Origin of the sequence: Serratia sp. BNK-12 (genome assembly GCF_047456085.1) — a bacterium.
GTDB classification, from domain to species: Bacteria; Pseudomonadota; Gammaproteobacteria; order Enterobacterales; family Enterobacteriaceae; genus Serratia; species Serratia liquefaciens.
The window spans coordinates 813,574-838,079 of sequence record NZ_CP179896.1; the positions used below are offsets into that span (position 1 = coordinate 813,574).

A 24,506-nucleotide genomic window follows, 5' to 3' on the forward strand; every position below is an offset into this window, starting at 1 on the left:
GTTGGGTGGAATATAACGTTTAGTGTTATTTTAAATATTAATTAATCTACACTGCAAATGATTGTGTTATCATTGTTGCTTGGTTATCAATATATCTGTCAATTAAATATCTCAATCAATCAATCAATCAATCAATCAATCAATCAATCAATCAATCAATTAAGTATTGATGGAGACTTCCTCCCAAAATAGCATCGGCAAGCTATTTTTTGCAGTTATAGCATGTGCAACTGCAGGATCAACTGCGCAATAGCCTGTTTAAAATCCTGCAGATCGCCGGTGAGATTGATTTTTCCCTGATTTAACCGTGTCTCCAATCTTGTCGCCTGCGTGGCCATGATATGGCAATTAAGCGCCCCCAGATCCAATGCCAAATGGCGTACGATCAGAGCTTGCTGCGTGGAAGATCGGCTGGCGGCCAACTGATGCAGCCCATGTTCCAGATTGCCCAGCATCATACTTATGACCACTTTGGCTTTTTCTTCTGAACCATAACGCTTATTCAAGGAGGCCATGTCGACATTAAACAAATGATTTGGGTTGGTTGCGCCAAGGGCTGTTGCGGTCACCATTATTGGCGTGATAAATCGAGTGAGAATTTCCTTCAGTCCTTTAATATCAATGGGTTTTGTCAGGTAAGCGTCCATGCCGGCGGCAATGCACTGATCTTCTTGTTCTTCCAGTACGCCTGCCGTAAGTGCGACAATTTTCAGTCTTGCACTCTTCGTCGCCGCCTCTTTTTGGCGGACCAAGCGGCTTAATTCCAGACCGTCTATATAGGGCATATGGCAGTCGACAATCGCCAGGCCATAACGGTTAGTTTCTATCGCCTGCAAAGCCTGTCGGCCATCCTCGACGAGGTCGAAGCAATAACCCAGCATTTGCAACTGGTGTTTGATCAGTTCTCGGCTGATAGGGTGGTCTTCGGCGACCAATATCAGGCTTCCGTTCGCCAGGGCATGTTCGCGGTTCTGGATGATATCTGGCACATTTTCTACCGTTGGCTTGTTGGCGTTGACGGCCTGTTTTTTTTGCTCGACGAGCAGAGTGGCGCAGATTTTTTTAACCTTCTCCCACGATAATGGCGTGACGTCGAGGATATGCGGATCGATCGAATTGTCCGGCTGTGATTTTTCAGTCAAAACGATCATGTTGTCCCTGGTGGTGGAAGGCATCGCAAGCGTTGTCAGCGTGGTTTCCTCTATAAACAGTAAATCGCAGCCGGTCATGATAAGCGACGGCGTCTGTGGACCTGACAGGCAGGTGACGGTAACGCCTAATGCCAATAGCATTTCCCGCAGGTTCTGGCTGATAACGACGTCATCACACCAAAGGGTCGCTCGGGTACCTGACAGTTCCGGCAGCGCCGCTGACGGTGTATAGACGTCGAAATGAACATCGAAACTGAGGGTGCTCCCTTCGCCCGGCTCACTGTGCATAGTGAGCGTCCCGTTCATCTGTTGTGCCAGGCCTTTGGAGATAGCCAACCCCAAGCCGGTTCCGCCAAAACGGCGGGTGGTGGAAGCCTCTGCCTGCTGAAAAGGCTGGAACAGTTGTTGCTGCATATCCGCAGGGATACCGATCCCGGTATCAATAACACTGAAACGCAAAAACTGCCGACCCTTCTGCTCGCCGAGCAGAACCAACCGCAGCGTAATGTCACCCGCATGGGTAAATTTCAGTGAGTTACTGAGAAAATTCATTAAAATTTGGCGTAGCCTGACTGGGTCGAACAACAGTTTTTGGGCAACCCTGCTATCCAGATACAGATGCAGTGACAGACTCTTTTTCAACGCTTGCAGGTTCAGGGTTTGCATCATTTCTGACAGGAATACCCGGATATCCATCGCCAGGTTTTCCAGCGAGACCTGGCCCGCTTCCAGCTTAGAGAAATCAAGAATATCGTCAATCACCTGGGTCAAATGCTGCGCAGAGCTTTGTACCGTAACCAGCATTCTGTTTTGTTCATCGTCCAGTCGGGTTCTTTCCAGTAGCTCCAGCCAGCCAAGAATGCCGTGTACCGGGGTGCGTATCTCATGGCTCATGGTCGCCAGGAAAGTCGCTTTTGCTCGGGCAGCGGCCTCCGCCTTGGTTTTTGCCTCGAGCAGCATGCGTTCCTGGCGGCGGGATTGAGTAATATCTTCAAAGTAGCCGCCCCATAACACATCCCCGTTTTTCTCACGTTTGCCCTTGCCTGAATTGACACGGATCCAGCATTGATTGTTTTTGACCTGCATGCGGAATTCGTTCTGGAAGGGGGCGAGCGTACCTTGCATGCGAACCAAATTCTCTTGCAGCATGGATCGATCTTCGGCATTTACCCGCTGCTGGAAGCTTTCATGGTCTGCCATCATGGTTTCGGCAGATAAGCCAAAGGTGGCCTCTGCAGCACCCGCTACGTAGGTAAAATGTATATCGCCATTGACCGAAAGGCAGACTTGAAACACGGTAACCGGCAGCGATTCGGTCACGTCGGTCAGCAGGGCTTCGGATATCAAAGCTCGTTCTTCAGAACGGCGGATATCCGTGACGTCGACCAAAACGGTAACGCTGCCGCCAGGCCCCCCGTCAACGCTGAAGAAGGGTTTTAGCCAGAACAACCCCTCTCGCATTTCTCCTTTGGCATTGGCATAGCGCAGTGGACGGTGGATGCCTTCCTCGGCTGACAAAGCCGCGCGGTTTTCCGGTTCGCGCTCCAGCGATACGATGGCATCGATGTAGCCGCATTCTTCTGGCGTTTTGCCCAACATATGCGCGGACGCATGACCGGTCAGTTTCTCAAAGGCGCTGTTGACCGCGATATAACGATCGCGGTGGTCCTTGCCCAATACAGGGAAAGGGATGGTTTCCAACAGAGCATGCTGGAAACTGAGCTGGTCGGCTAAGGTTATCTGGGCGCGGATCCTGCGGCTGGTCTCCTTGCGCAAACGCCAATAGGCGATGATAAGCAGTGCCATGATGAAGCCGACGGCCAATATGGCGGGCAGAATTTTCCTGATGATAACCATAAGATCGAGGTCTTCATGGAAGGTGATCGGGAACCAGGCGCTGCGGATCTGCTCTTTGCGATCGGTGCTGATATTTGCCAGAGCCTGGTTGATCAGCGGGATGACATAAGCGTACTTTTTGGTGACCGCTACTGCCAGTTCGGCATAGTAACCGGTCGGAGCCGCGACCTTTAATATATTGGGATATTGCTCGGTAATAATGCGATCGGTGACCACCAAATTGCCGATGTAAGCATCTACCTGGCGGTCGGCTAACAGCTGCAAACCTTGTTCGGCTGTATCGGTATGAATCAGCGTCAGCTCCGGGTTTTTACGCAGTAGCGTTGGGATGGGCTCTGCGTCCTCGGATATTGCTACCCGCGCCTTGCCAAGGCTCTCGATACCTTCGATATTGCTGGTTTCTTTACGCGTAGCGATCATCAGTGGAAAGCGCGCGTAAGGTTGGCTGAACGCTAAAAACTGCATGCGCTCTGCGGTTGGCGGCAAACCGGGGACCAGATCGATCTCACCCTCTTTGATCATTTTCATCAATTCATTCAGCGAACGAACCCTGACACGTTCAGATTTAAGCTGCAGCTGGCGGCGTATCAGATCGAAATAGTCCTCGACCAGGCCGCTGGGTTCGCCATGCTGATTGCGGAAAGAGAACGGCGGATAGGATTCCAGGTTGCTGACTTGCAGATGTGGCAGTTGGTTCAGCAAGGTAATCTGGTCGGGAGAAAGATTGATACGTACAGTTTTTGGCAACCGGGCAGGGAAAGGAGCGACCCATTTTTCAAATAACGCCTGTTGTTCACGCCAGCCAATATCGGTAATGGCCACATCGAATGCGTTGGCCAGTAGCGAGTTTTCCCGTGGAAAGGCGAATCTTAACGTTTGCAGCGGTAAATAGGCATTGCCCACGGTTCTGAAAGCTTCGCTTTTGTTAAGGGCAATATGGTAGCGGATAGTGTAGCGATTGCCGATGAATGCATCGGTTTCGCCCTGCTCGACGCTGAGCAGAGCCGCGGTCTGGTTGGCGAATTCATGCAGCCTGATGGCAGGATAAACGTCCGGGATCAGCTCAGCTTCGGGTGAGCCGGTGACTACGGCGACCGATGCCTTGGCGAGGTCTGAATGATCCAGAATGTGCCGATTGTCGCGGGCGCTGACAATAATCAGATCGTTCTCGCCGTAAGGCTGGCTATAGCGCAGATATTTGGCGCCTGAGAACGTAGGGGACATGTTCATCACCACATCGATTTCACCGTGCCTCAGTGCCTGCATCATATCGAGACGATTTTGATACTCTTTAACCTTTAGCGTTAATTTCAATCGACTGGTGACTTCGTTGAGTACGTCAGGGGCAAAACCGGTTAATTGGTTTTTAACCCTATCTTCCAGTGGAGGTAATCCGCCTTCATAGGTGCCGACCCTCAGTTCCGGGTGGGACCTGATCCACTCTTTTTCTTCCATAGTCAATTCTGCGGCGTGAAGTGCCGGCATGATCAGTGTAAACAGGGTTAATGCGAACCAGAATATAAGGCCGACTAAATTATTTTTAAGCGTTATAAAGAACATATCGGCTTATACCTTGTTTTAAAACGACGCATTGATTATCAATGGCTTTATGTAGAATGCATGGATTTTAATTTCCAGGCTAACGAGGTGTAAATTAGCACTAATTGATAATCATAAAGTCTGGAAATAGTTAAACGGCAGAGGCCGTTGAACCTTAATAAAGTGCAGTTTCTATAGGGATATTGTCAAATGGAGGTGTAGACATTATGGGTGTAAGGCGTTGAGATAGGATATAGATAGATTATAGTGGAGCTTTCCTTTAACCCATCGGAACATACTTTCAATTTTTGTAAGGTAATCCTGATTTTTTTGTAATCATTGACGTTATTTTGTGTAATATTTCCCTTACACAAGCTTTGTGTCTGGAGTCCAGGTTTTCTCCAACGGTCTGGGCGCGAAATTCTCAATAATGATATGATCTGTTAAACAACAAAATAATGAACGGAGCTGGCAGGCAACATCCGCATAACATTAATAAAAACAAAGGGTAAGTGAATTATCTCTATGGTGGTGACCGAGAGGGTATAGTATGATTCATTGTTACTGCTAATGGTTTTTGGGGCTTAATATAAAATAATCTTAGCCATTCATGCCATGTTGAATCGCGTATCGTTGAGCCAGGTTTCAATTGTCCACTGTCATCTTAGTGGGCTTTCCAGGGCAGCAGTAAATTGACGAAAATAATGAGGTAGTGACCGATGAAGAGTGTTTTGGTTGTTGACGACCATCCTGTCACACGTTTTGCCATTAAAGTTTTGTTGGAAAAAGAAGGCCTCAGGGTAATTAGTGAAACGGGTGATGGTTTTGAGGCGCTATCATTAATTGAAAAACACAAGCCGGATCTGGTTATCGTTGATATCGACATTCACTCTATCAGCGGCATTGAACTGGTTCAGCGTTTGCGCAAACGCCAGTTCAGTGGGGCTATTCTGGTGCTTTCGGGGAAAGACGAACCTTACTATATTAAAAACTGTGTGGGCGCTGGGGCGGATGGTTTTATCAGCAAGGCAAATAACCTATGCGATCTGCATAGTGCTGTGGCGGCAATTAGCGCCGGCTATGGCTATTTCCCTTTAAAACAAGCAAGGCAACAAATTTTGCAGCCCGGTGAAGATAAACAAAAGAATGCAATTGCTTCGCTTTCGGCAAAGGAGTTACAGGTATTACGTTATTTGGCAAAAGGCATGCGATTGGTCGATATTGGTTTGCAGATGAACATAAGTGATAAAACGGTAGGGACCTATAAAAGAAGAGTCATGGCCAAGCTGGACCTAAATAGTATGATGGAAACTTATGAGTTTTGCATAAAAAATAATTTGGACTAATGATTTGAGCGAAAAATGCACAAAGCCAACGCGGGGGAAAGTGTAATGGATGATGACAAGTTGTCGTTATCTGCACATGTGGATATCAACCGGCTTTTTCAGGTTGCTGGCAACGACATTTCTTTTATTAAAACGTTACTTTATAAAGCTAATGAAGAAAATATAAAGGAAATTTCCCTGGCCCAAACCTTGGCAAAGCAGGGTGATCGGGTTGGGGTTGCCAAAACGGTCCATCGATTAAAAGGCTCTGCGCAAACCATTTGTGCGAAAGAGATCGCAGCAGCCTGCCTGGCATTCGAGAATCGACGGTTGGAGGATATGCACCCTGATAAAATCTATAGTGGTTTGAAAATAATAGAGTTAATGATATTTTCTCTGAATGATTGTTTAATCCATCTGCGCTAGTTTAAGCACGGTGATGAGGTAATAATAGAGCATTTAAATGCTCACTCCCGGTTATGTCATCTTTACCTTACGAGAGTTACGGGCATTACTCTCACAATAACCGTCAATAGCGTTACGGTGCCGAGCTGAATTCTCATTTTTATCCACTATCTCCAGCGCAATAATGCCCTGACAGGATGAGAAAAATGTCACCAGGAGGGTTTTATGACACGCGATAGCATTGTTCAGGCGCGAATTGACACCAACTTAAAGCAACGCGCAGAAGCGGTCTTCAAAGAGATGGGCATGACCGTTTCTGAAGGTATTCGAATGTTCCTTAATCGTATAGTCAAGGAAGGGGCGATGCCGGAAGAACTGCTCAATGGCAGTAGCACTAACCGTGAACAACTTTGCTACCAGGCTTATAATGATATTCTGTCCCAGCTGGAATATCCTGAAATTCAGCGTAACTATTCTCAATATAAATCAGAAAAGCTAGGGGATATGCTGAATGTCGAGAAGCACCGTTAAGTTAATCATTTCTCTATAATGAAATAGAATATTTTCTCACTCGCTCAGCGGTTTCGACCGCTGAGACATATCGCCGACTTTATACAGGAAACCTTCTTGCTGGCTACTTTTAGGAAACGGCAATCAAAACACCCAGAATGGCGAACAGCACAAACCAAAACCACTTAGAGGTTTTTTCAGGCTTCCATTCTTCGCCATACTCAACCCGATAATCCTGCTTACGCTGATTGTCACCCATTTCATTCCCTGAACATCAAGATCCATAAATATCCGGCTTGAATTTTAAGATAAATCTTAACGACGTTGAATTTAAATTGTATTTTTAGGTAAAAATCCTAACGATAAGTGTGGGGGGAGTCGTAAAAGAACCGTTACGCAGAGCGGTAAATGAGATTGTTGCTGCGGTTTTTCTGAGGGGTATTGCGATGAGGAATTTACTGATTAATACGCTCAGGGTTGCCATAAATGATAAAAGCCCTGACCGTTGCAGCCAAGGCTTTTAAGGTACTATTGACTTCTGATTTAACATTAATGAACTTACTATTATTTACTGCTAGAGTTCTACACTAAATGTACAGGTTAATCACAGATAATATTGGGTTAACTCAAACCTCCCCTATATTTACCAGTTAACAATTACCGCCTACCAAAATAATCAAAGGTATGGCATCTCAACTCGTACATCTCCCCTCGCGATATCTATTCTTTGATGCATAGCCTCACTTCTATTGCGATCTGTTTTCACTGTCTTACTCATTGATCGCAAACAAAAAACAGTTCTAACATGACCTTACATCATCGCGTTTTGGTACACACCCTGCGATTGTCGGTACTTACAACGTGGCCTTAAAGCTTCATCGAGCAAGACTGTAACTTTTCTCAGCATCGATGACCCATACTAAAAAACTTCGTGGCCTTTATCGCAAAATAACTTAATAACAACTTACTAAACACTTTTACTATTAACAGCTGCTATCATTACGCTGCTGTTGATTACCAATCTACGGATTTATAAAAGAGTGTCAATACTGTTTTTAATGACATGTCTTTATTAACAGTACTTATTAAAAAACATGAACGCTTATTTTAAGTAGTTAAAGCCTATTTTTATCGCCCTCCATTCGCTCAGTGGATTTATTGCAACGAAATTGTTTTTCTGAGCGAAGGTGGGCGCGATGCAATGGGCTGTTTTCGCCCTGTCAGGGCCTGGTAACGAATCGCGCCAGCCGTTGGTGCAACTGGCTGTTCTCTTTACGTAACTGCTCAATCTCTTCGAGCAACGTCAGGGTGACGGCAATACCCGGCCAGTCCAGCGCCAGTTCATGGTGCAATTGCTGAGCACGATGGAAAGTGATCAAGGCGCGATCGTCAAAGATCCACTCTTCCGTTGCCGGGTTCCGCGGCTCTATCACGCCCAGTCCGACAATCTCCGTTAGCTCTTCTTCTGTCACACCGGTATGCAGACAAAACTCGGTAATGGTGAAGGTTACTTTTAGGTTAGCCATTTTGCTTACTCCACTCTTTGCGCGGATCAAAGCTCGTCTGAGTTTCCGCCAGCTGTTGCCACAGTGCAGCACTCTTTTCGTCCGGCTTCGGCGGCATCACAACCTTGATCACGGCATACAAATCGCCGGTTTCTTTTTTACTGACCAAGCCTTTCCCTTTAACGCGCAGACGTTGTCCGGTTTGGCTACCGGCAGGGATGGTCAACAAAATACTGTCTTTGAGGGTAGGGACTGGCACCTTGGCACCGAGCGCAGCTTCCCAAGGAGCAATCGGCAACACAATTTCCAGGTCGTGGCCTACGACGTCGAACATGGGGTGTGGCGCAATGCGGATGATAAGGTAGAGATCGCCATTCGCACCGCCGTCTATCCCCGGGCCGCCCTGGCCCTTCAGGCGAATGCGTTCGCCGTCGCCTACGCCGGCAGGGATCTTCACATTAAGGGTTTTGGGGATTTCCTGCTCCACCATGCCAAAGGCGTTATAGACCGGCAGGCTATAGCGGATGGTGCGGGCTTGCTCGGCCAGCGTTTCTTCCAGGAAGACGGCCACTTCCATTTCAATATCTTGCCCGCGCATGGCTCGGCTTTGGCGCTGACGCTGGCCGCGCGCATGTTCGCCGAACATGGAGGAAAAGATGTCGGAAAAGTCTTCGGCATTATTTGCATTCGCATGAGCATGCTGGGTTTGGCGGCCGAAGTTAGGGTCATTACGATGTTGACGCAGTTGATCATATTCAGCACGGCGCTCGTCGTCTTTCAGCACCTCGTAGGCTTCGGCCACTTCTTTAAACTGTGCCTCGGCATTTTTTTCTGTGCTGACATCAGGATGATACTTTCGCGCCAACCGACGATAGGCGGTTTTTATCGCCTTGATGTCATCTGATGGTTTGACCCCTAAAATGGTATAATAGTCCTTGAATTCCATAGCGTTATCATCTCATTTCAATCTTTCGTCAGGGGGGAGTAGTTGAACCTGCTTTGCGTGAAACCTTACTAATATTAGGGCACTTGGCCGCCGATGTATCGGGGTAATTGTCGGCTGTGCAGTAGAAAAGCGGAGCCGGGTGGCCCCGCCTGAAATCACGAGCGCTTCAGTTGGCGAGCAACCTGGAACAGGCCAAAAGAGCTGAACAGCATTTCGATGCCGACAATGGTGGTGACCAGTACGACGGAAGTCATAGGATCGGCGCTGAACAGCATCCAGGCAATGATCAGATCCAAAATACCAATCACGTACTGCAGCCAACTGCCGCTGACATCACGTAATTTGTAGCCAGCAATCAGTCGTACGATGCCGCCCAGAGCGAAGAGTACGGCAAGATAGATCGCCATGGCGAAAATGCCTACCGCCGGGGTGGTGATAAACACGTAGCCGATAATAAGGTAAGCGACCCCTAGCAGAATACCGCCGATCATCGGCCAGGTATTTTGTACTCGGTTAGCTATCATACCGAAAATCAGACCGAATCCGCTCAACAGCAAGAAAATGCCCATGACCATACTCAGCGCTGCGCCGGAGGCGAAGGGGCTGAACAGGCAAAAAATACCGCCTAACAGCAGCAATATAGAGATGATTAACAGCGGGGTACGTTGTTTCTTTAAACTTTGTTCATCGATAATCAGCGAATGGCGTGGACCCATATTTAACATGACGTATCTCCTTAAACTGTTTGGATATCCTATCTCGTATTGTCTTTTTAATTATAATACCTGTCGTCAAGTGCGGGAGGATAATTGTGCGTAATCGTTGTTTTCAATCGAATAAGTCAGCCATCCTGTGCGAAATCTTCGACAACGAAGTCGATCAATGCCCTGACGGCGGGCAGCAGGCCCTGGCGCGAAGGATAAATAGCGACAATTTTGCGCGGCTCCAGCTGCCAGTCATTCAGCACGGTTGTCAGGGTGCCATCGTGAATTTCCTGACGTGCCAGCTTTAGCGGCAAACAACCCGTAGCCCTGCCGCAAAGGATCGCCTCTTTGAGTAATCTGATGTCGTCACACACCAGGCAGGACTCATTGCTTATCTTGACTTCCCGGCCTTCTTTGTTGAACGTCCATGCGGATTGAAAATGGGAAGATAGCCAGCCAACGGTAGGGAGTTGATGCAGATCTGACGGTTCTTGCACCTGGTTGGGGTGGATCCTGCCGGCAGGATTCAGCATAAAAGAAGAGGAAATGTCGGCAATTTTCCGCATAATCAGATTGCTGTTTTTGGATTCCTTGCCCATCAGTTGAAATGAGATGTCGTACCCCTCTGCAATAATATCCACATCACGATTGAATATTTTTACCTGAAGTACCACCTCAGGGTAAGCCTGCATAAATTTCGCCAGGGTTTTTGACAGACCGAGATCCATAAGAATCGTGGGGCAGGTAATCCTGATTTTACCCGTGGGTTGGTCACTTTTGTTATTGATCAGGTTTTCCGCTTTTTCTGCCGCAGCGATCATTTGCACGCAATATTGATAATATTCCTTACCGATTTCCGTGATCATTATATTTCGGGTTGAGCGTTGTATCAGTCTGACATTAAGGCGTTGTTCAAGTGCGGATATTTTTCTGGACAGTGTGGACTTGGGGATACCAAATTTCTTACTTGCAGCAAGAAAGCCTCCGCATTCAATAACCTTGGCAAACATAAACATTTCATTGAAATCTATCATAAAGACCATTTTCCCATTGATGAAACACTCATTTCCAATAATTGGCCTGTTTGCCGATTTGATTCATTGCTAGGTTAAATATGAGGCTTCCATTCATAAGTGCATGCTATATCGATGAAAAGCCTTGGACAATCGGAACTGTCATATTCCAGTCGCCTAAATTTAATGACTCGCTTTAGCCTGCTGAGTTCAGGAAAAGCAGCTCTTTGACCGCTAACGTTTCAGGATGAACAAGTGAGGATCTATGAGTGCCCCAGCAAACTTTAATAACCAGCGCCCGGTAATCAACCCGGCCGATGCCGTAATGCTGCTGATCGACCACCAAAGCGGCTTATTTCAAACCATCGGCGATATGCCGATGCCCGACCTGCGCCGCCATGCGACCGCTCTGGCCAAAATTGCCACGCTGGCCAACATGCCGGTGATTACCACGGCTTCGGTGCCACAGGGGCCAAATGGGCCACTGATCCCGGAAATCCATGCGAACGCACCGCATGCGCAATACGTGGCACGCACCGGCCAGATTAATGCCTGGGATAATGCCGACTTCGTGCAGGCGGTGAAGGCCACCGGGAAAAAACAGCTGATTATTGCTGGCACCATTACCAGCGTCTGTATGGCTTTCCCGGCTATTAGCGCAATTGCCGACGGTTATCAGGTGTTCGTCGTGGTCGATGCGTCCGGTACCTACTCAAAAATGGCTCAGGAAATTACCCTGGCGCGGGTAGTTCAGGCCGGTGCTGTCCCTATGGATACCGGGGCTGTGGCGTCAGAGATTCAACAAACCTGGAATCGTGAGGATGCGGCACAGTGGGCCGAGATCTACACCTTGATCTTCCCGTCATATCAATTGCTTATCGAGAGCTATAACAAGGCGCAAGACGTCATCACGCATCACGAAACCTTAGACTCGGAGAAATAAACCGCTGTGCGCCTCCATGGTCAGCCTAATGCCATGGGGGCCATTGCGTCGATACTTCGGGCTGGGTATTAGGCCCGCGCATGTATGCAGCAGGGATGTAAACATCATGTCATTCCTCACCACCGAGGTGTGCCATTCAGGTGATCAGGGTTCAAAAGAGCCGCATCGGAGAATTGCCGAAGGTTTTTCGTGGCATACGTGCCAGAATATACAAAACCATGCCGCACTGCTGACCGAGACAATAGATACCTGATATGGACCGTTCCCGCTTATTGAAGTTTCTGCTGCCCTACCTGTGGCCCAAAGAGAACCCCCGACTGCGTTGTTACCTGGTGATTGCCTTTGTTTTTATGGTGGTCTCCAAGGTCAGTATCACGCTGGTGCCGCTGGCTTATAAAGCCATGGTCGATGCCTTGAGCGGTGAAACCGCCAAAATGCTGGCCATTCCCATCGGTTTGATCCTGGCTTATGGCGTGGCGCGTGTTGGGGGGGCGTTATTTGAAGAATTACGCAACGTGATGTTCGTGCACGTTAGCCAGAATGCGACCCGGCTACTGGGGCTACGCGTTTTCAGACAACTGCACGCGTTGAGCCTGCGTTTTCACCTGGAGCGGCAGACCGGCGGGCTGTCGCTGTCTATCGAACGCGGCACTCAGGCGGTGGCGACGGTGCTTTCGCGGTTGCTGTTCTCCATTTTCCCCATTCTGTTCGAAATCACCTTGGTTTCGGTGATCATGTGGCATCTGTTAAACGGCTGGTTTGCGCTGGCGATTGTGGTGACGGTTGGCTGCTATATTCTGTTCACCGTGATGGCCGTCAGTTGGCGAACTCGCTTCAGACGTGAGCTCAACCGAGCCAACGCTGATACCAACAGCAAATCACTCGACAGCCTGCTGAATTACGAGACGGTTAAATACTTCGGTAACGAGGACTTTGAGGCCGATCGGTTCAACATGTCACGTCGCCTGTATGAATACGCCGCCATCAAAAACCAGTTCAGTTTTACCGCCATCAACCTCGGACAAACCGCCATTATTTCCATCGGACTGATCGTGATGATGGCGATGGCGGCGCAGGGCATTGTGCAGGGGCGGATGACGGTCGGCGACTTTGTATTGGTGAATGCCTATCTGCTGCAGCTCTATCAGCCGCTGAATTTCTTCGGGTTCATTTATGCTGAAGTCAGACAGGCGCTGATCGACATGGAGAACATGTTCGATCTGCTGCAGGAAGAGCAGGAAATTGTCGACAGGCCGGATGCGACGGCGCTGCAATTGCGTGCAGGGGAGGTGCGTTTTGACTCGGTCAGCTTTGGCTATGATGAGCGTCGGCCGATCTTGAAAAACGTCAGTTTCACCATCCCGGCCGGCAACACGGTGGCGATCGTCGGTGCTTCGGGGGCCGGCAAATCCACGCTATCCCGATTGTTGTTTCGTTTTTATGACGTCAGCGGCGGCGCTGTCTCGATTGACGGCCAGGATATCCGCAGCCTGAAGCAGGCTAGCCTGCGTGCGGCAATCGGCATCGTGCCGCAGGACACCGTGTTGTTCAACGATACGTTGGGCTACAACATTGGTTACGGTAAAACCGGTTCGAGTCAGGAAGAGATCGAGCGCGCGGCTAGGTTGGCGCATATTCACGAGTTTATCGTCAGCCTGCCTGACGGGTATGAAACTCGGGTGGGCGAACGCGGGCTCAAGCTGTCGGGTGGGGAAAAGCAGCGGGTGGCGATTGCGCGCACCATCCTGAAAAATCCGGCGATTCTGGTGTTCGACGAGGCGACCAGTGCGCTGGATACCCAGACCGAACGCGAAATCCAGGCGCATCTGCGTGAAGTGAGCCGCGACCATACCACGTTGGTGATTGCGCACCGGCTGTCGACGGTGGTGGATGCCGACGAAATCATCGTGCTGGAGGCCGGTGAGATTGTTGAGCGTGGGCGGCATGACGCCTTGCTGGCTGCCAACGGCCGCTATGCTGCAATGTGGCAAAACCAATATAGCGAAGAACAGCAGCCCTGAAAGTGCGTCCCCCAGTTGATGCTCAGTCTGGGGGACGGCGCGCTAAAGATCACCGGTCAGGTATTGTGCCACGCCGTTGCCGAAGCTCCAGTCTCCCTTGCTGTTGGTGGTGATGGACACCATCAAATCACTGCCTTCAATCCCACAACTTTCTTTCAGCTCACGGCTAAGCTCGGCATAAAACTGCTGTTTTTGTTCTTCGGGGCGCGGGCTGGTAATCACTCGAACCACTACCAGATTGCGGGTGCGCGTCAGGTTAAGGCCGGTATCTTCAATCACCATATGCTTAGCCTTGTTTTCATGAACAATCTGGTAGCGGTCCTGCACGGGAACCTCAAAGGCGCTGAGGACGGCTCGGTGGGCGGCGTCGAGCAGCGTTTGCAGTTGGGCGTCGCTGCGACCTTCGATGACGTCAAAGATGAGTAATGGCATTTTAATAATCCTGTCAGTGGGTTAATAGTTATTGATGCGCGCAGGGCAGCGTTTTGACATCGCCTTTGAGGATCCATCTTAGCCAAACGCTGGCGCGGGAAGAAGCGCTATACTTGAACTCATTGTTTATATAAATGAACAGTCGACGATGAAAAATCCAAAAATAGAAACCCTGTGGACCCATTTACACTGGCTCACCGTATTGGCTGAGCAGGGGAGTTTTACCCGTGCGGCAGAGCGGCTGGACGTCAGCAAAGCGGCCATGAGCCAAAAAATCAAAGAGATTGAAATGCTGGCAGGGGTGCCGTTGGTGCAGCGCACCACTCGCAGCGTCAGGCTGACCGATGCCGGGCTGAGGCTGGTCGAGGAACTGCGCCAGCCTTTCGCACAAATCAAACAGAGCTTTTCCGGCATTTGCGATTCTGCCGGGCCGCTGCGCGGTTCGGTGCGGGTCACGGCGCCGGTGGCGTTTGCCCGCCAGCAACTGGTGCCGCGTATTACCGGTTTTCTACGCGAAAATCCTGAGGTGCGGGTGCAGCTTGAGGTTTCGGATCGGCTGGTGTCGTTGGCCACCGAGGGTTTTGATTTGGCGATCCGCCACAGCGACAGCTTGCCCGACACCCACGTCGCCTGGCGGTTGTGCTCAACCGAAACGGTGGCCGTGGCGTCGGCGGACTACCTGAAACGGCACGGTATGCCGACGTCACCGACGGAGCTGCAACGGCACCAGTGCCTTTACTATCCCCGCGGTACCGAAGCGCCGGAGTGGAGCTTCGCCGCGAAACAGGGGCTGCCGGGCCAAGCTGAAAAGACCCGCGTGCCGGTCAGCGGTCCTTTTGCCACCAACAACAGTGAATCGATACGTGATGCGGCGGCAGAAGGGCTGGGTATTGCCTTGCTGCCGGACTTCAGTGCGCAGCAGGCATTGGCGGACGGCCGGTTGATCGAGGTACTGCCGGCCTGGCGCCCTATAGGTGCTTTTGCCGACAGTCTTTATGTAGTGCGCCCCTATGCGCCGCAGGTATCGCGAGCAGTGACGGAGTTCAGCCGTTATTTGCGCAACGCCTTTGCCGAAGGGTTTTTCATCCGCTGAGTGCCTGGCGGCTTCAGGAGCCGCCAGGAGAAGGTGCTAGCCGCGTCCGTGGACCAGAGAGCCTGCGCCAATCTCAGCAATGGTTTTTGCTCCGGTGAGCGTCATGGCGACGCGCATCTCTTTATCCAACAGTTCCAGCAGGTTAGCGACACCAGCCTGCCCGGCGGCGGCCAGTGCGTAAACGAAGGCGCGCCCCAGCAGTACGCTGTCGGCTCCCAGAGCGATCATTCGCACCACGTCCAACCCGCTGCGGATGCCGGAGTCGGCCAGCAGCGTAATGTCGCCTTTTACCGCATCGGCGATCGCCGGCATGGCGCGTGCGGTTGAGAGTACACCGTCCAACTGACGGCCGCCGTGGTTGGATACGATGATGCCGTCGGCGCCGAATCGCACTGCATCTTTGGCGTCTTCGGGATCCAGAATCCCTTTAATGATCATCGGCCCCTCCCAGAATTCACGGATCCACTCCAGATCTTTCCATGAGATGGAAGGATCGAAGTTGGCCCCCAGCCAGCCGATATAGTCTTCGAGACTGGTCGGTTTACCGCGATAGGCCGACACATTGCCCAGATCGTGAGGTTTGCCGAGCAGGCCAACGTCCCAGGCCCACTGCGGGTGAGTAACGGCCTGCAGCACGCGGCGCAGGGAAGCGTTAGGGCCGCTCATACCGGAATGGGCGTCGCGATAGCGCGCGCCGGGAACCGGCATATCAACGGTGAACACCAGCGTTTTCACCCCGGCCGCTTTGGCACGCTCGAGCGCATTGCGCATAAAGCCACGGTCTTTCAGCACGTACAGTTGGAACCACATGGGCCGATCGATGGCCGGCGCGACTTCCTCTATCGGACATACCGAAACCGTAGACAGCGTAAAGGGAATGCCTTTCTGCGCAGCAGCCCGGGCCGCTTGTACCTCGCCACGACGGGCATACATGCCGGTTAACCCGACCGGGCCCAGTATTACCGGCATCGCCAGCTTTTCGCCGAACAGGTGGGTTTCCAGACTGAGGTCCGACATATTGCGCAGCACGCGCTGGCGTAGGGCGATATCGGCCAGATCTTCGGTATTGCGCTTGAGCGTATGCTCCGCGTAGGCCCCGCCGTCAATATAGTGGAACAGAAAGGGCGGAAGCTTGGCTTGTGCGGCGGCCCGATAGTCGGTTGAGGCGGAGATGATCATGTTTTTTACCTTCTTTCGATAACGTACTTTGGATCAGAGAGCCAGGATCAGGGCCATGACGGCGGCGATCCCTCCGTACGCCAGCATCGGCAGCACGGTCTTTCTGATGATTTTTCCTTCGGCGTTGCCGATCCCGAGGATCGAACAGACGGCGATAATATTGTTCAGGCACACCATATTGCCCATGGCGCCCCCGACGGATTGCAGCGCCAGCGTCAGATTGACGTTGAGTCCGCTGCTCAGGGCGATCGACTGTTGAATGCCGCCGAACGTCAGGTTGGAAACGGTATTAGAGCCAGAGAAGAACGACCCCAGCGCACCCAGGAAAGAAGAGAACAGCAGCCAGCTTTCCCCCGTCAGTGCCGCAAGCGCTTTGCCAATGAGGATCACCGGCGCGTCGTTTTCTCCCTGCATCATCAGGTTGACCATCACCAGGGCCCCCAACAGGGCGATAAAGGGTTTGGCTATCCGTTGACCGGTTTCGCTGAACATCTGTTTGACCTGGTGACGGTTCAGCCGAAACAGCGGAATACACAGCACTACCACCAGCAGAAAGGGGATCAGCGCGGGCACGTACAGCGTTTTGTAGTTGGCAGCGGCCTGCGTGCCGAGCACCTGTTGCAGCTCGATAATCAGGGCGTCGCTGACGCGCAGCTCACCCAACCAGCCGAGGCTCCCTTGCCACAGCGGTGCCGTACTGTTGAGCAGCGCTTTGATGCCCAATTGGTGGATGCGGGTCACTATCAGGATAGCAATCAGCAGCAGGGTCGGCGTCATGGCTTTGAGCACCTGGATAAAGGGCACCGGCTGGCCGGGTTCCTGGTTTTTATCAACCCGAACCAGGCCGATGCCGGCGCGGGCCAGCAACACCGACACCGCCAGGCCAATGGCGCCGCCGACCAGCGCCGGAAACTCATAATTCACCTGCGCCAACAGCAGATAAGGTAGGGTACAGCTTAGGACGCTAAGCAAAATAAAAGGCAGATTGCGGCGAATATCCCGCCAGGAAACGATAAAACGCAACGCCAGCAGCGGGATCGCAAACCCGGCGACAAAGTGGATCAGCGCGGTCTGGCTGCCAATCTCCAGCAGGTTGGCGTCCGACAGGCCCAGATTGGCAAAGCCGAACCAGGTGGGGGTGCCCACGGCGCCGAAGGAAACGGGCACCGAGTTCATCACCAGCGTCAGCAGGGCGACCCGCAGTGGGTTAAAGCCCAACCCCACCAGAATCGGGGCCGCGATAGCCGCCGGCGTGCCGAAGCCGCTGGCACCTTCTATCATGAACGCGAATGCCCAACCGATGATCATCAACTGGGCCACGGGATTGGGGCTGATATTCTCCAACCAGCGGCGTACCACGTTTTCCGCCCCGCTGATCTGCATCAATTTGTTCAGCAAAATCGCACCGGCGATGATGGTGATAGGGGTCAAAACCGCCACAAATGCAGTGACGATATTGGCATGCAACAGCAGGGGGGCGCTGTCGAACCACAGTAGCTGCACGGTATACACGACGGCAGCCGTCAGCGGCAGAGCGAGGTAAGAGGGAACGCCATTCCTTTTGGTCATCATCCAAATCAGCAGGACGATGGGCGCAACGCTGAAAAAAAGGGACATAAGATCCTCTTCGGTTATTATTTTTATTTTCACGGAGATGTAGCTAAATAGTTAATTGCCGCAACATTTTTATTCTAATCACAACATTGGAGGCGGTGCTATACGGCAATTTTTTAACATCGAAGTGCTTAGGCGTGATGATTACGAAATGAGACTATTGGTATATGAAAGGTGAGGTTTTATTTATCTAAAAATCAATGAGTTGAATTTTCACTTAAGATGTGGGTGGGGCTGGTTCACATTAATTAGGCGTTAATTGACCATAGATTATCCCCAAAAATGACATAATCCCCCGTCGGCATCTTACTGCTGGTGGGAATAATATTGTGATCGACCTCAAAAATAATGGCTGATATTTTGATAGCCCGCGATGATATGTTCGATCAACAACCGGGTCTTTAAGGGTAAATTGCGGGTATACGGGTAAACCGCGTAAACGCCTAATATCTTGCCACAGTGCCCGGACAAGACTTCTACCAGTGTTCCTGCCTGCAAATCCTCAAATACCATGCAGCGTGGCACCATGGCAATGCCATAACCGCCGATCGCCGCCTTGCGGATGGCCCGCGCGTTATTGGCCGACAAATTGCCTTTAACCTGTAGCTCATAAATTTCGCCGCCGCCCGGTGGCTTCATCAGCCAGTTGTCGGTACCACTTTCCTGATAGGTGTAGGTCAGGCAATTATGCTTGAGCAGATCGTCGGCCGAATGGGGTTCGGCATGCTGTTGCAGATAACCGGGCGAGCAGACTATTACCCATCGGGAGTCAAGAATGTGGCGTGCGATAAGGCTTGAGTCCGGCAGGGTGCCGGTGCGGATCGCCAAATCTATCCCTTCGTTGACCAGATCGGCAAAGCGATTTTCCAGCCGCATCTCTACCTTCAGGTTCGGGTGCCGCGCACAAAATTCGGCCACGCTCTCACTGAGCAGCAGCTCGCCAGAAATCGTCGGTACCGACATGCGGATGACGCCAGTCAACTCGTCGCTGTTTTCACTGACGATATTCAAAGCATCTTGAATTTTGGCGCTGATCTCTTTGGCCTGGCGATACAGGCTGCGGCCATTTTCCGTCAGCGTCAGGCTGCGCGTGGTGCGGTAAAGCAGGCGCGCGCCGAGGGATTTCTCCAGACGTCCGATACGCTTGCTGACCACCGAGCTGGTGATGCCGGCAGTTTCTGCGGCTTTGCTGAAAGAACCGCAATCAACAATTAAGGCGAACAGGATCAGATCGTTGGCATATTCATGTGTAGGCAGCATCAGTCTTGGTTTTCCTTGTCCCAGATCTCCAGCCAGTGTAAATCCTCTCGGGCAGGAATCAATCGTCGACGACAATATGAGAATTGTTATTGATATCACTTTTTGGCCGCTTACAATGCCTGCCATCTCAATATTTCAGGGTAAGGGTTTTTCATGGAGTTGCTACGGGTGGTTTACCGCCAATATCGCTGGCCGTTTGTGGCGGTAATGGCGTTAACCATGGCCAGCGCGGCATTGGGTATCGGCATCATTGCCTTTATCAACCTGCGGCTGATGACGGCGGCGGGCGATCCGCTGGCGGTATTGCCGGAGTTTCTCGGGTTACTGGCATTGCTGATGGCTGTGACGCTGGGTTCGCAGTTGGCGCTGACCGCCTTGGGCCACCACTTCGTGTTTCGGCTCCGCGGTCAACTGGTGAAGCGGATCATGGATACCCATATTGAGCGGATCGAGCAGCTTGGCAGTGCGGCATTGCTGGCGAGCCTGGCCAGCGATATTCGCAACATTACCCTGGCTTTTGTGCGTTTGCCTGAACTGGTTCAGGGGGTGATATTGACGTTGGGGTCGGCAGCTTATTTGGGCTGGCTGTCGCCGCAGATGCTGGCGGTGACGGCCATTTGGGTCGCGGTGACGGTGTTTGGCAGCGGGTGTCTGGTATCGCGGGTTTATCGTCACCTGACCAACGTGCGTGAATCTGAAGAGCGACTCTATCAGCACTATCAGTCAGCCATTGACGGCCGCAAAGAGCTGGCGTTGAACCGCGATCGAGCCAAAGCGCTTTACCGCCAGGCCTACCAGCCGGATGCCGAAGAGTATCGCTATCATATTATTCGTGCCGATACCTTCCACCTCAGCGCGGTGAACTGGTCGAATATCATGATGCTGGGCGCGATAGGCCTGGTGTTCTATATGGCCAACAGCCTGGGCTGGGCCGATACCGCCGTGGCGGCGACCTATTCACTGACGCTGCTGTTCCTGCGCACGCCGTTGCTGCAGGCGGTGGGGGCATTCCCTACGCTGATTAGCGCAGAAGTGGCTTTCAACAAGGTCAAATCCTTACGGCTCGCCGACTATCAAGAGGAATTTCCGGCGGGAACGACCAAGGCCTGGCAAACATTGGAGCTGCGTGAGGTGATGTTCCATTATGGCGCGACGGAAGAAAAGGCCGGATTCGCCGTGGGCCCGCTGAATTTGACGCTACGCCGCGGCGAATTGGTGTTCCTGATTGGTGGCAATGGCAGCGGAAAATCGACGCTGGCTATGCTGCTGACCGGACTGTATCAGCCGGTCAGCGGGCAGATACTGCTGGACGGCATTGCGCAGAATCCGGCGGACATGCATGACTATCGCCGGTTGTTTTCCGCCATTTTCACCGACTTTCACCCGTTCCAGCTTTTGCAGGGGCCTGAGGGCGGGCAGCCGGATGCTGAACTGGTGGAAAGCTGGCTTCATCGCCTGAACATGAAAAACAAGCTGGAGTTTGACGGTCTTCGGGTGACCAACCCTCAGTTATCCCAGGGGCAACGCAAGCGTCTGGCGCTGTTGCTGGCGGTGGCCGAAGAGCGGGATATTCTGCTATTGGACGAATGGGCGGCGGATCAGGATCCGCAATTCAGACGCATCTTTTATCGTGAGCTGCTGCCGCAGCTGCGCGCGCTGGGTAAAACGGTGTTTGCCATTAGCCATGACGATCACTATTTCGAGCATGCGGACCGCCTGTTGCAAATGCGCGATGGGCACCTTAGCGAATTGACCGGCAGCGATCGTGAACTTGCCAGTAAAGACTCGGTTTCCCATCTTGACTGATTGATATCACTCGGGCGGCGGTCGCTGCCCGGACCATCCTTTCCCTTCAACTCCCTTTCAATAACCCATTTAACCCTGTGTTAATCATGGTCTTGGTCGATCGTGCGATTAATTTGGTTTTTTAATAGTTTTTTATTTCAATAAAGCTCGTATTACCCATTGTTTTGTCCTTGTCATCAGTATCATAAAAAACGGCCAGAGGTCCCGTGCGGGACTCATTCTTGTGTGCCGAGAACCGCGCCCCTCGGGCGTTCTCCCTTCATTTACGTGGATCCCTCTAAGTGGGTAGCATGTATTTTTATAATTACCATAGGAACAAACTACTTTATTGATCGTTTAAATAGATCAATAATCGATTATCGATTAGTTTAATCTATTGGATGGAGTGACTGTGATAGGCAAGGATGACGCGGATATTAAACGTAAAACTTGGTTGTGCGTATTTATCGGCTGCGGGGTGTTTTGGTTGGCCGTCGCCGCCGTGATTTATTGGCTGTTTATTTAGGAAGTAGGGTGATGGAAAAAAAACGCGTAAAGCGCACAGGGGGCGACCGGGATGAAAGTCCGGCCAAAATCCCCCCGTCATGGCAGTTGACGAGCGAGCAACGGGATTTTATCAACGACCTCTGGCAGGACGACGCCGGGGAATCCGGGCCGGAACACCCCATTCCCCCTGAGGTTAACGAATAACCTGATTGCGCCCGGCCAACATGCCAAACAGCATTTGCAACAGTGTCAGGCACAGCAGAACCATCAGTGGCAATCGCCAACCCTGAGTCAGATCGTGTAACAAACCGAACAGCGTGGGTCCCAGCGCCGCCAACAGATAGCCGACCGATTGCGCCATGCCCGACAGCTGCGTGGCCTGATGATGATGGCTGCTGCGCAGGCCAAAGAAGGACAGCGCCAGCACCAAAGAACTCCCCGCCCCCAGTCCGGCAAAAATCAACCACACCAAAGAGTAACCCGGCAGCAGCAGCAGACCGGCGACGCCGATAAAAATCAGCAGAGAACTGCATAGCGCGATGGCGCGCTGATCGCGGGCGCGCGGCAGAATAAACACCATGACAAAGTTGGCGACGATCGCCACCACCTGATAGATAAACAGCTCAAAACCGGCCTGTTGCGGCGACGTGCCGTGGCTGGCAGCAAAGGTGCTGAACCAACCAATAATGGTGTAGAAGGTGATGGATTGCAGGCCCATAAACAGCGCCACCTGCCAACCAAGAGCACTGCCCCAGGGGGAACGTGACAGGGCGGGTTGAGCCGGTGTTGCGTTACCGGCCGTCGGGGCCGAAGAGCGACGCAGTTGCGGCAGCCAGACAATCAGCGCCAACAGCGCCGGCAGGCTCCAGCACAGCAGGGAAAAACGCCAGCCTCGATCGTGCAATGTCGCCAGCGGTACCGCCAGGCCGGAGGCTGTGGCTGCTACCAGTGACATGACTGCCGCATAGGCGGCAATCATGGCGGCTGCTCGGCTCGGGAAGTCGCGTTTCACCAGCGTGGGAAGTACCACGTTGGCAAACGCGATGGCGGCACCGATCAAAATACTGCCCAACCACAACATGCCGGTTTGCGGCATCGAGCGCAGCACAATACCAATCACCAGCAACAGCAATGCCATACCCAGCGTACGCTCAATGCCGATGCGCTTCGCCAGACCGGGCGTGACCGGCGACAGCACGGCAAACAGGATTAGCGGCAGTGAATTAAGCAGGCCGGCCGAAGTGGCGGAAAGCATCAACTGCTGCTGGATCTGTTCCAGCAGCGGCCCCACGCTGGTCAGCGCGGCACGCAAGTTGGCAGCGACCAGCATAATGCCGGCAACCAGTAACAAGGGGTGACGTAAACGGCTGCGCTTTGTTGCGGCAGACGTTGGGGTTACAGCGGATTGGGGCATTAGTTCCTCGCACCAGGGCATGCAGTCAATCAATTCTGCACGGCATGATGCGTTGATTGACGTTAACGCTTACGTACCGGCAGGGGCCGATATCTGCGCGCAAGTGTAGGGAAGAACCCCTGGCCTGACAAGGGGCCGATTCAGCAGTGCGCAAGCCTTTCCCCTGCCGCAAGCGGCACGCAGAATACGCATAATTACGATTATGTGATCCCGATCACCCGGTGAACTAAAAGTCGGCCAACCTGGTCGTTGCGTGGACGCTTTCGTTCTGCGCATTGCGGCAGGCTTCTCACCCCGGCTACCGCGCTCGCCCTGACATTTCATTTTGCCTTTCGCTGCGGCCATTAATTTTCACTTCATTTCGATTCGAAAGGTTTTTAGCCACTTTTTCTGCTAAAACAGCGCTGTAACCGCGATCACAATTTCATTGCTTTCGCTTTGCTGTAATGCCTGCGCAGTAGAGCGAAAGCCATCTTCTCCCCGGCCTGGCCGGAAACCTGAGGACCGCAGCTCATGCCAGTGAATACCGCAAAGCGCCGTGAACACATTATCGATCTGTTATGCGAACACGGCAGCGTTCGTGTGGAGCAGCTCAGCAAACAGTTTGCAGTATCCACGGTGACGATCCGCAACGATCTGCGCTTTCTGGAACGAAAAGGGTGTGCGCTACGGGCCTATGGCGGCGCAATGCTCAATCAGCAATTTGCCTTCGATCGTCCACTGCATGACAAAGGACGGTTGAACCGCGATGTGAAGTCGCAGATCGCAAGCGTAGCGGCAAGCTATGTGCGTGATGGCGACGCGCTGATCCTCGATTCCGGTTCCACCACCACCCAGATAGTGCCGTTCCTGAAAGGACGACGCGATCTGGTGGTGATGACCAATGCGCTGAACATTGCCTATGAGCTTTCCGGTAATGATGGGGTGGAGGTGATGGTGTTGGGCGGCAGCGTGCGCCGTAATTCTTACTCGCTCTACGGTCCGGCTGCCGAGCAGCAATTGCGCCAGTACCGTTTCGACAAACTGTTTTTGGGCGTCGACGGTTTCGATCTGGCTGCCGGTATCACCACGCCTCACCCTGGAGAGGCACACCTCAACCGCGTGATGTGCGAGGTGGCGCGCGAGATTATCGCCGTGGCGGATGCCAGCAAGTTTGGTCGCAAGAGCTTTTGCATGATTCGCGAAGCCGGACAAATTCATCGGCTGATTACCGACAGCCTTCTTCCGGACGATTACGAGCGGGCGTTAACCGAGTTGGGCGTGGAGGTAGTCATCGCCGATCGGTAGTACGGCGCCTGCATGG

At 52.1% G+C, this 24,506-nt stretch carries 21 protein-coding genes; 10 read left to right on the top strand and 11 right to left on the bottom strand.

The window, feature by feature from the left end; translation table 11 throughout:
• Positions 1 to 215: 215 nt before the first annotated feature.
• Complete coding sequence (locus tag ACMGG1_RS03655) at positions 216 to 4,463, bottom strand: transporter substrate-binding domain-containing protein (protein ID WP_259218559.1); 4,248 nt, start codon at positions 4,461 to 4,463, stop codon at positions 216 to 218.
• A gap of 803 nt (positions 4,464 to 5,266) precedes the next feature.
• Here ACMGG1_RS03655 and ACMGG1_RS03660 point away from each other — a divergent pair.
• The 3 genes from ACMGG1_RS03660 to ACMGG1_RS03670 all read left to right on the top strand — a co-directional run bounded on the left by ACMGG1_RS03660 (position 5,267) and on the right by ACMGG1_RS03670 (position 6,808).
• Positions 5,267 to 5,893, top strand: coding sequence for a response regulator (locus ACMGG1_RS03660; RefSeq protein WP_128865154.1), 627 nt, complete (start codon positions 5,267 to 5,269; stop codon positions 5,891 to 5,893).
• A gap of 45 nt (positions 5,894 to 5,938) precedes the next feature.
• Positions 5,939 to 6,298, top strand: a complete 360-nt coding sequence (locus ACMGG1_RS03665; RefSeq protein ID WP_162302911.1) for an Hpt domain-containing protein — start codon at positions 5,939 to 5,941, stop codon at positions 6,296 to 6,298.
• Positions 6,299 to 6,502: 204 nt separating this feature from the next.
• Positions 6,503 to 6,808 carry a type II toxin-antitoxin system RelB/DinJ family antitoxin gene (locus ACMGG1_RS03670; protein ID WP_122080120.1) on the top strand — a complete coding sequence of 102 codons (306 nt, stop codon included), beginning with the start codon at positions 6,503 to 6,505 and terminating at the stop codon, positions 6,806 to 6,808.
• Between the two features lie 109 nt (positions 6,809 to 6,917).
• Here ACMGG1_RS03670 and ACMGG1_RS03675 read toward each other — a convergent pair whose 3' ends face one another.
• From ACMGG1_RS03675 to ACMGG1_RS03695, 5 genes are all read right to left on the bottom strand, one after another.
• Positions 6,918 to 7,046: a hypothetical protein gene (locus ACMGG1_RS03675; protein WP_260679805.1), complete on the bottom strand. Its 129-nt coding sequence runs from the start codon at positions 7,044 to 7,046 to the stop codon at positions 6,918 to 6,920.
• Between the two features lie 961 nt (positions 7,047 to 8,007).
• Positions 8,008 to 8,313 (bottom strand): chaperone modulator CbpM, encoded by a 306-nt coding sequence (cbpM, locus tag ACMGG1_RS03680; RefSeq protein ID WP_020828439.1) that lies wholly within the window; start codon positions 8,311 to 8,313, stop codon positions 8,008 to 8,010.
• Entirely contained in the window at positions 8,306 to 9,238 is a 933-nt protein-coding gene (gene cbpA / locus ACMGG1_RS03685; RefSeq protein WP_020828438.1) for a curved DNA-binding protein, read from the bottom strand. The genes cbpM and cbpA overlap by 8 nt, the downstream gene beginning before the upstream one ends.
• A gap of 155 nt (positions 9,239 to 9,393) precedes the next feature.
• Positions 9,394 to 9,963: an HdeD family acid-resistance protein gene (locus tag ACMGG1_RS03690; protein WP_128865153.1), complete on the bottom strand. Its 570-nt coding sequence runs from the start codon at positions 9,961 to 9,963 to the stop codon at positions 9,394 to 9,396.
• Between the two features lie 116 nt (positions 9,964 to 10,079).
• The gene (locus tag ACMGG1_RS03695; protein ID WP_414161156.1) at positions 10,080 to 10,976 is read right to left on the bottom strand and encodes a LysR substrate-binding domain-containing protein; all 897 of its coding nucleotides are present in this window, start codon (positions 10,974 to 10,976) and stop codon (positions 10,080 to 10,082) included.
• A gap of 244 nt (positions 10,977 to 11,220) precedes the next feature.
• Between ACMGG1_RS03695 and ACMGG1_RS03700 the strand changes: the two genes are divergently transcribed.
• On the top strand, positions 11,221 to 11,898 hold the full coding sequence (locus tag ACMGG1_RS03700) for a hydrolase (RefSeq protein WP_020828435.1): 678 nt from the start codon (positions 11,221 to 11,223) through the stop codon (positions 11,896 to 11,898).
• Between the two features lie 254 nt (positions 11,899 to 12,152).
• Positions 12,153 to 13,919, top strand: coding sequence for an ABCB family ABC transporter ATP-binding protein/permease (locus ACMGG1_RS03705; protein ID WP_130016948.1), 1,767 nt, complete (start codon positions 12,153 to 12,155; stop codon positions 13,917 to 13,919).
• Positions 13,920 to 13,961: 42 nt separating this feature from the next.
• Here ACMGG1_RS03705 and ACMGG1_RS03710 read toward each other — a convergent pair whose 3' ends face one another.
• Positions 13,962 to 14,351: a tautomerase family protein gene (locus tag ACMGG1_RS03710; RefSeq protein ID WP_142814496.1), complete on the bottom strand. Its 390-nt coding sequence runs from the start codon at positions 14,349 to 14,351 to the stop codon at positions 13,962 to 13,964.
• A 148-nt stretch (positions 14,352 to 14,499) separates the two neighbouring features.
• Here ACMGG1_RS03710 and ACMGG1_RS03715 point away from each other — a divergent pair, with 148 nt between their 5' ends.
• Complete coding sequence (locus ACMGG1_RS03715) at positions 14,500 to 15,444, top strand: LysR family transcriptional regulator (RefSeq protein ID WP_142814497.1); 945 nt, start codon at positions 14,500 to 14,502, stop codon at positions 15,442 to 15,444.
• A gap of 36 nt (positions 15,445 to 15,480) precedes the next feature.
• Here the strand turns inward: ACMGG1_RS03715 and lldD are convergent, their stop codons facing one another.
• The 3 genes from lldD to ACMGG1_RS03730 all read right to left on the bottom strand — a co-directional run bounded on the left by lldD (position 15,481) and on the right by ACMGG1_RS03730 (position 19,497).
• Complete coding sequence (gene lldD, locus ACMGG1_RS03720) at positions 15,481 to 16,623, bottom strand: FMN-dependent L-lactate dehydrogenase LldD (RefSeq protein ID WP_020828431.1); 1,143 nt, start codon at positions 16,621 to 16,623, stop codon at positions 15,481 to 15,483.
• A 33-nt stretch (positions 16,624 to 16,656) separates the two neighbouring features.
• Positions 16,657 to 18,240: an L-lactate permease gene (locus ACMGG1_RS03725; RefSeq protein WP_262256133.1), complete on the bottom strand. Its 1,584-nt coding sequence runs from the start codon at positions 18,238 to 18,240 to the stop codon at positions 16,657 to 16,659.
• Between the two features lie 336 nt (positions 18,241 to 18,576).
• Positions 18,577 to 19,497, bottom strand: a complete 921-nt coding sequence (locus ACMGG1_RS03730) for a LysR family transcriptional regulator (RefSeq protein ID WP_149574002.1) — start codon at positions 19,495 to 19,497, stop codon at positions 18,577 to 18,579.
• Positions 19,498 to 19,650: 153 nt separating this feature from the next.
• Here ACMGG1_RS03730 and ACMGG1_RS03735 point away from each other — a divergent pair, with 153 nt between their 5' ends.
• From ACMGG1_RS03735 to ACMGG1_RS03745, 3 genes are all read left to right on the top strand, one after another.
• The gene (locus ACMGG1_RS03735) at positions 19,651 to 21,303 is read left to right on the top strand and encodes a multidrug ABC transporter permease/ATP-binding protein (protein ID WP_262256132.1); all 1,653 of its coding nucleotides are present in this window, start codon (positions 19,651 to 19,653) and stop codon (positions 21,301 to 21,303) included.
• Positions 21,304 to 21,694: 391 nt separating this feature from the next.
• Entirely contained in the window at positions 21,695 to 21,808 is a 114-nt protein-coding gene (locus tag ACMGG1_RS03740) for a YmiA family putative membrane protein (RefSeq protein WP_122080111.1), read from the top strand.
• Positions 21,809 to 21,819: 11 nt separating this feature from the next.
• Positions 21,820 to 21,993: a hypothetical protein gene (locus ACMGG1_RS03745; RefSeq protein WP_165366299.1), complete on the top strand. Its 174-nt coding sequence runs from the start codon at positions 21,820 to 21,822 to the stop codon at positions 21,991 to 21,993.
• On the opposite strand, the gene ACMGG1_RS03750 is transcribed toward ACMGG1_RS03745, so the two are convergent.
• Positions 21,983 to 23,203, bottom strand: coding sequence for a CynX/NimT family MFS transporter (locus ACMGG1_RS03750; RefSeq protein WP_414161157.1), 1,221 nt, complete (start codon positions 23,201 to 23,203; stop codon positions 21,983 to 21,985). The genes ACMGG1_RS03745 and ACMGG1_RS03750 overlap by 11 nt on opposite strands.
• A 513-nt stretch (positions 23,204 to 23,716) precedes the next feature.
• Between ACMGG1_RS03750 and agaR the strand changes: the two genes are divergently transcribed.
• The gene (gene agaR, locus ACMGG1_RS03755; protein ID WP_037418365.1) at positions 23,717 to 24,490 is read left to right on the top strand and encodes a transcriptional repressor AgaR; all 774 of its coding nucleotides are present in this window, start codon (positions 23,717 to 23,719) and stop codon (positions 24,488 to 24,490) included.
• Positions 24,491 to 24,506: the final 16 nt, after the last annotated feature.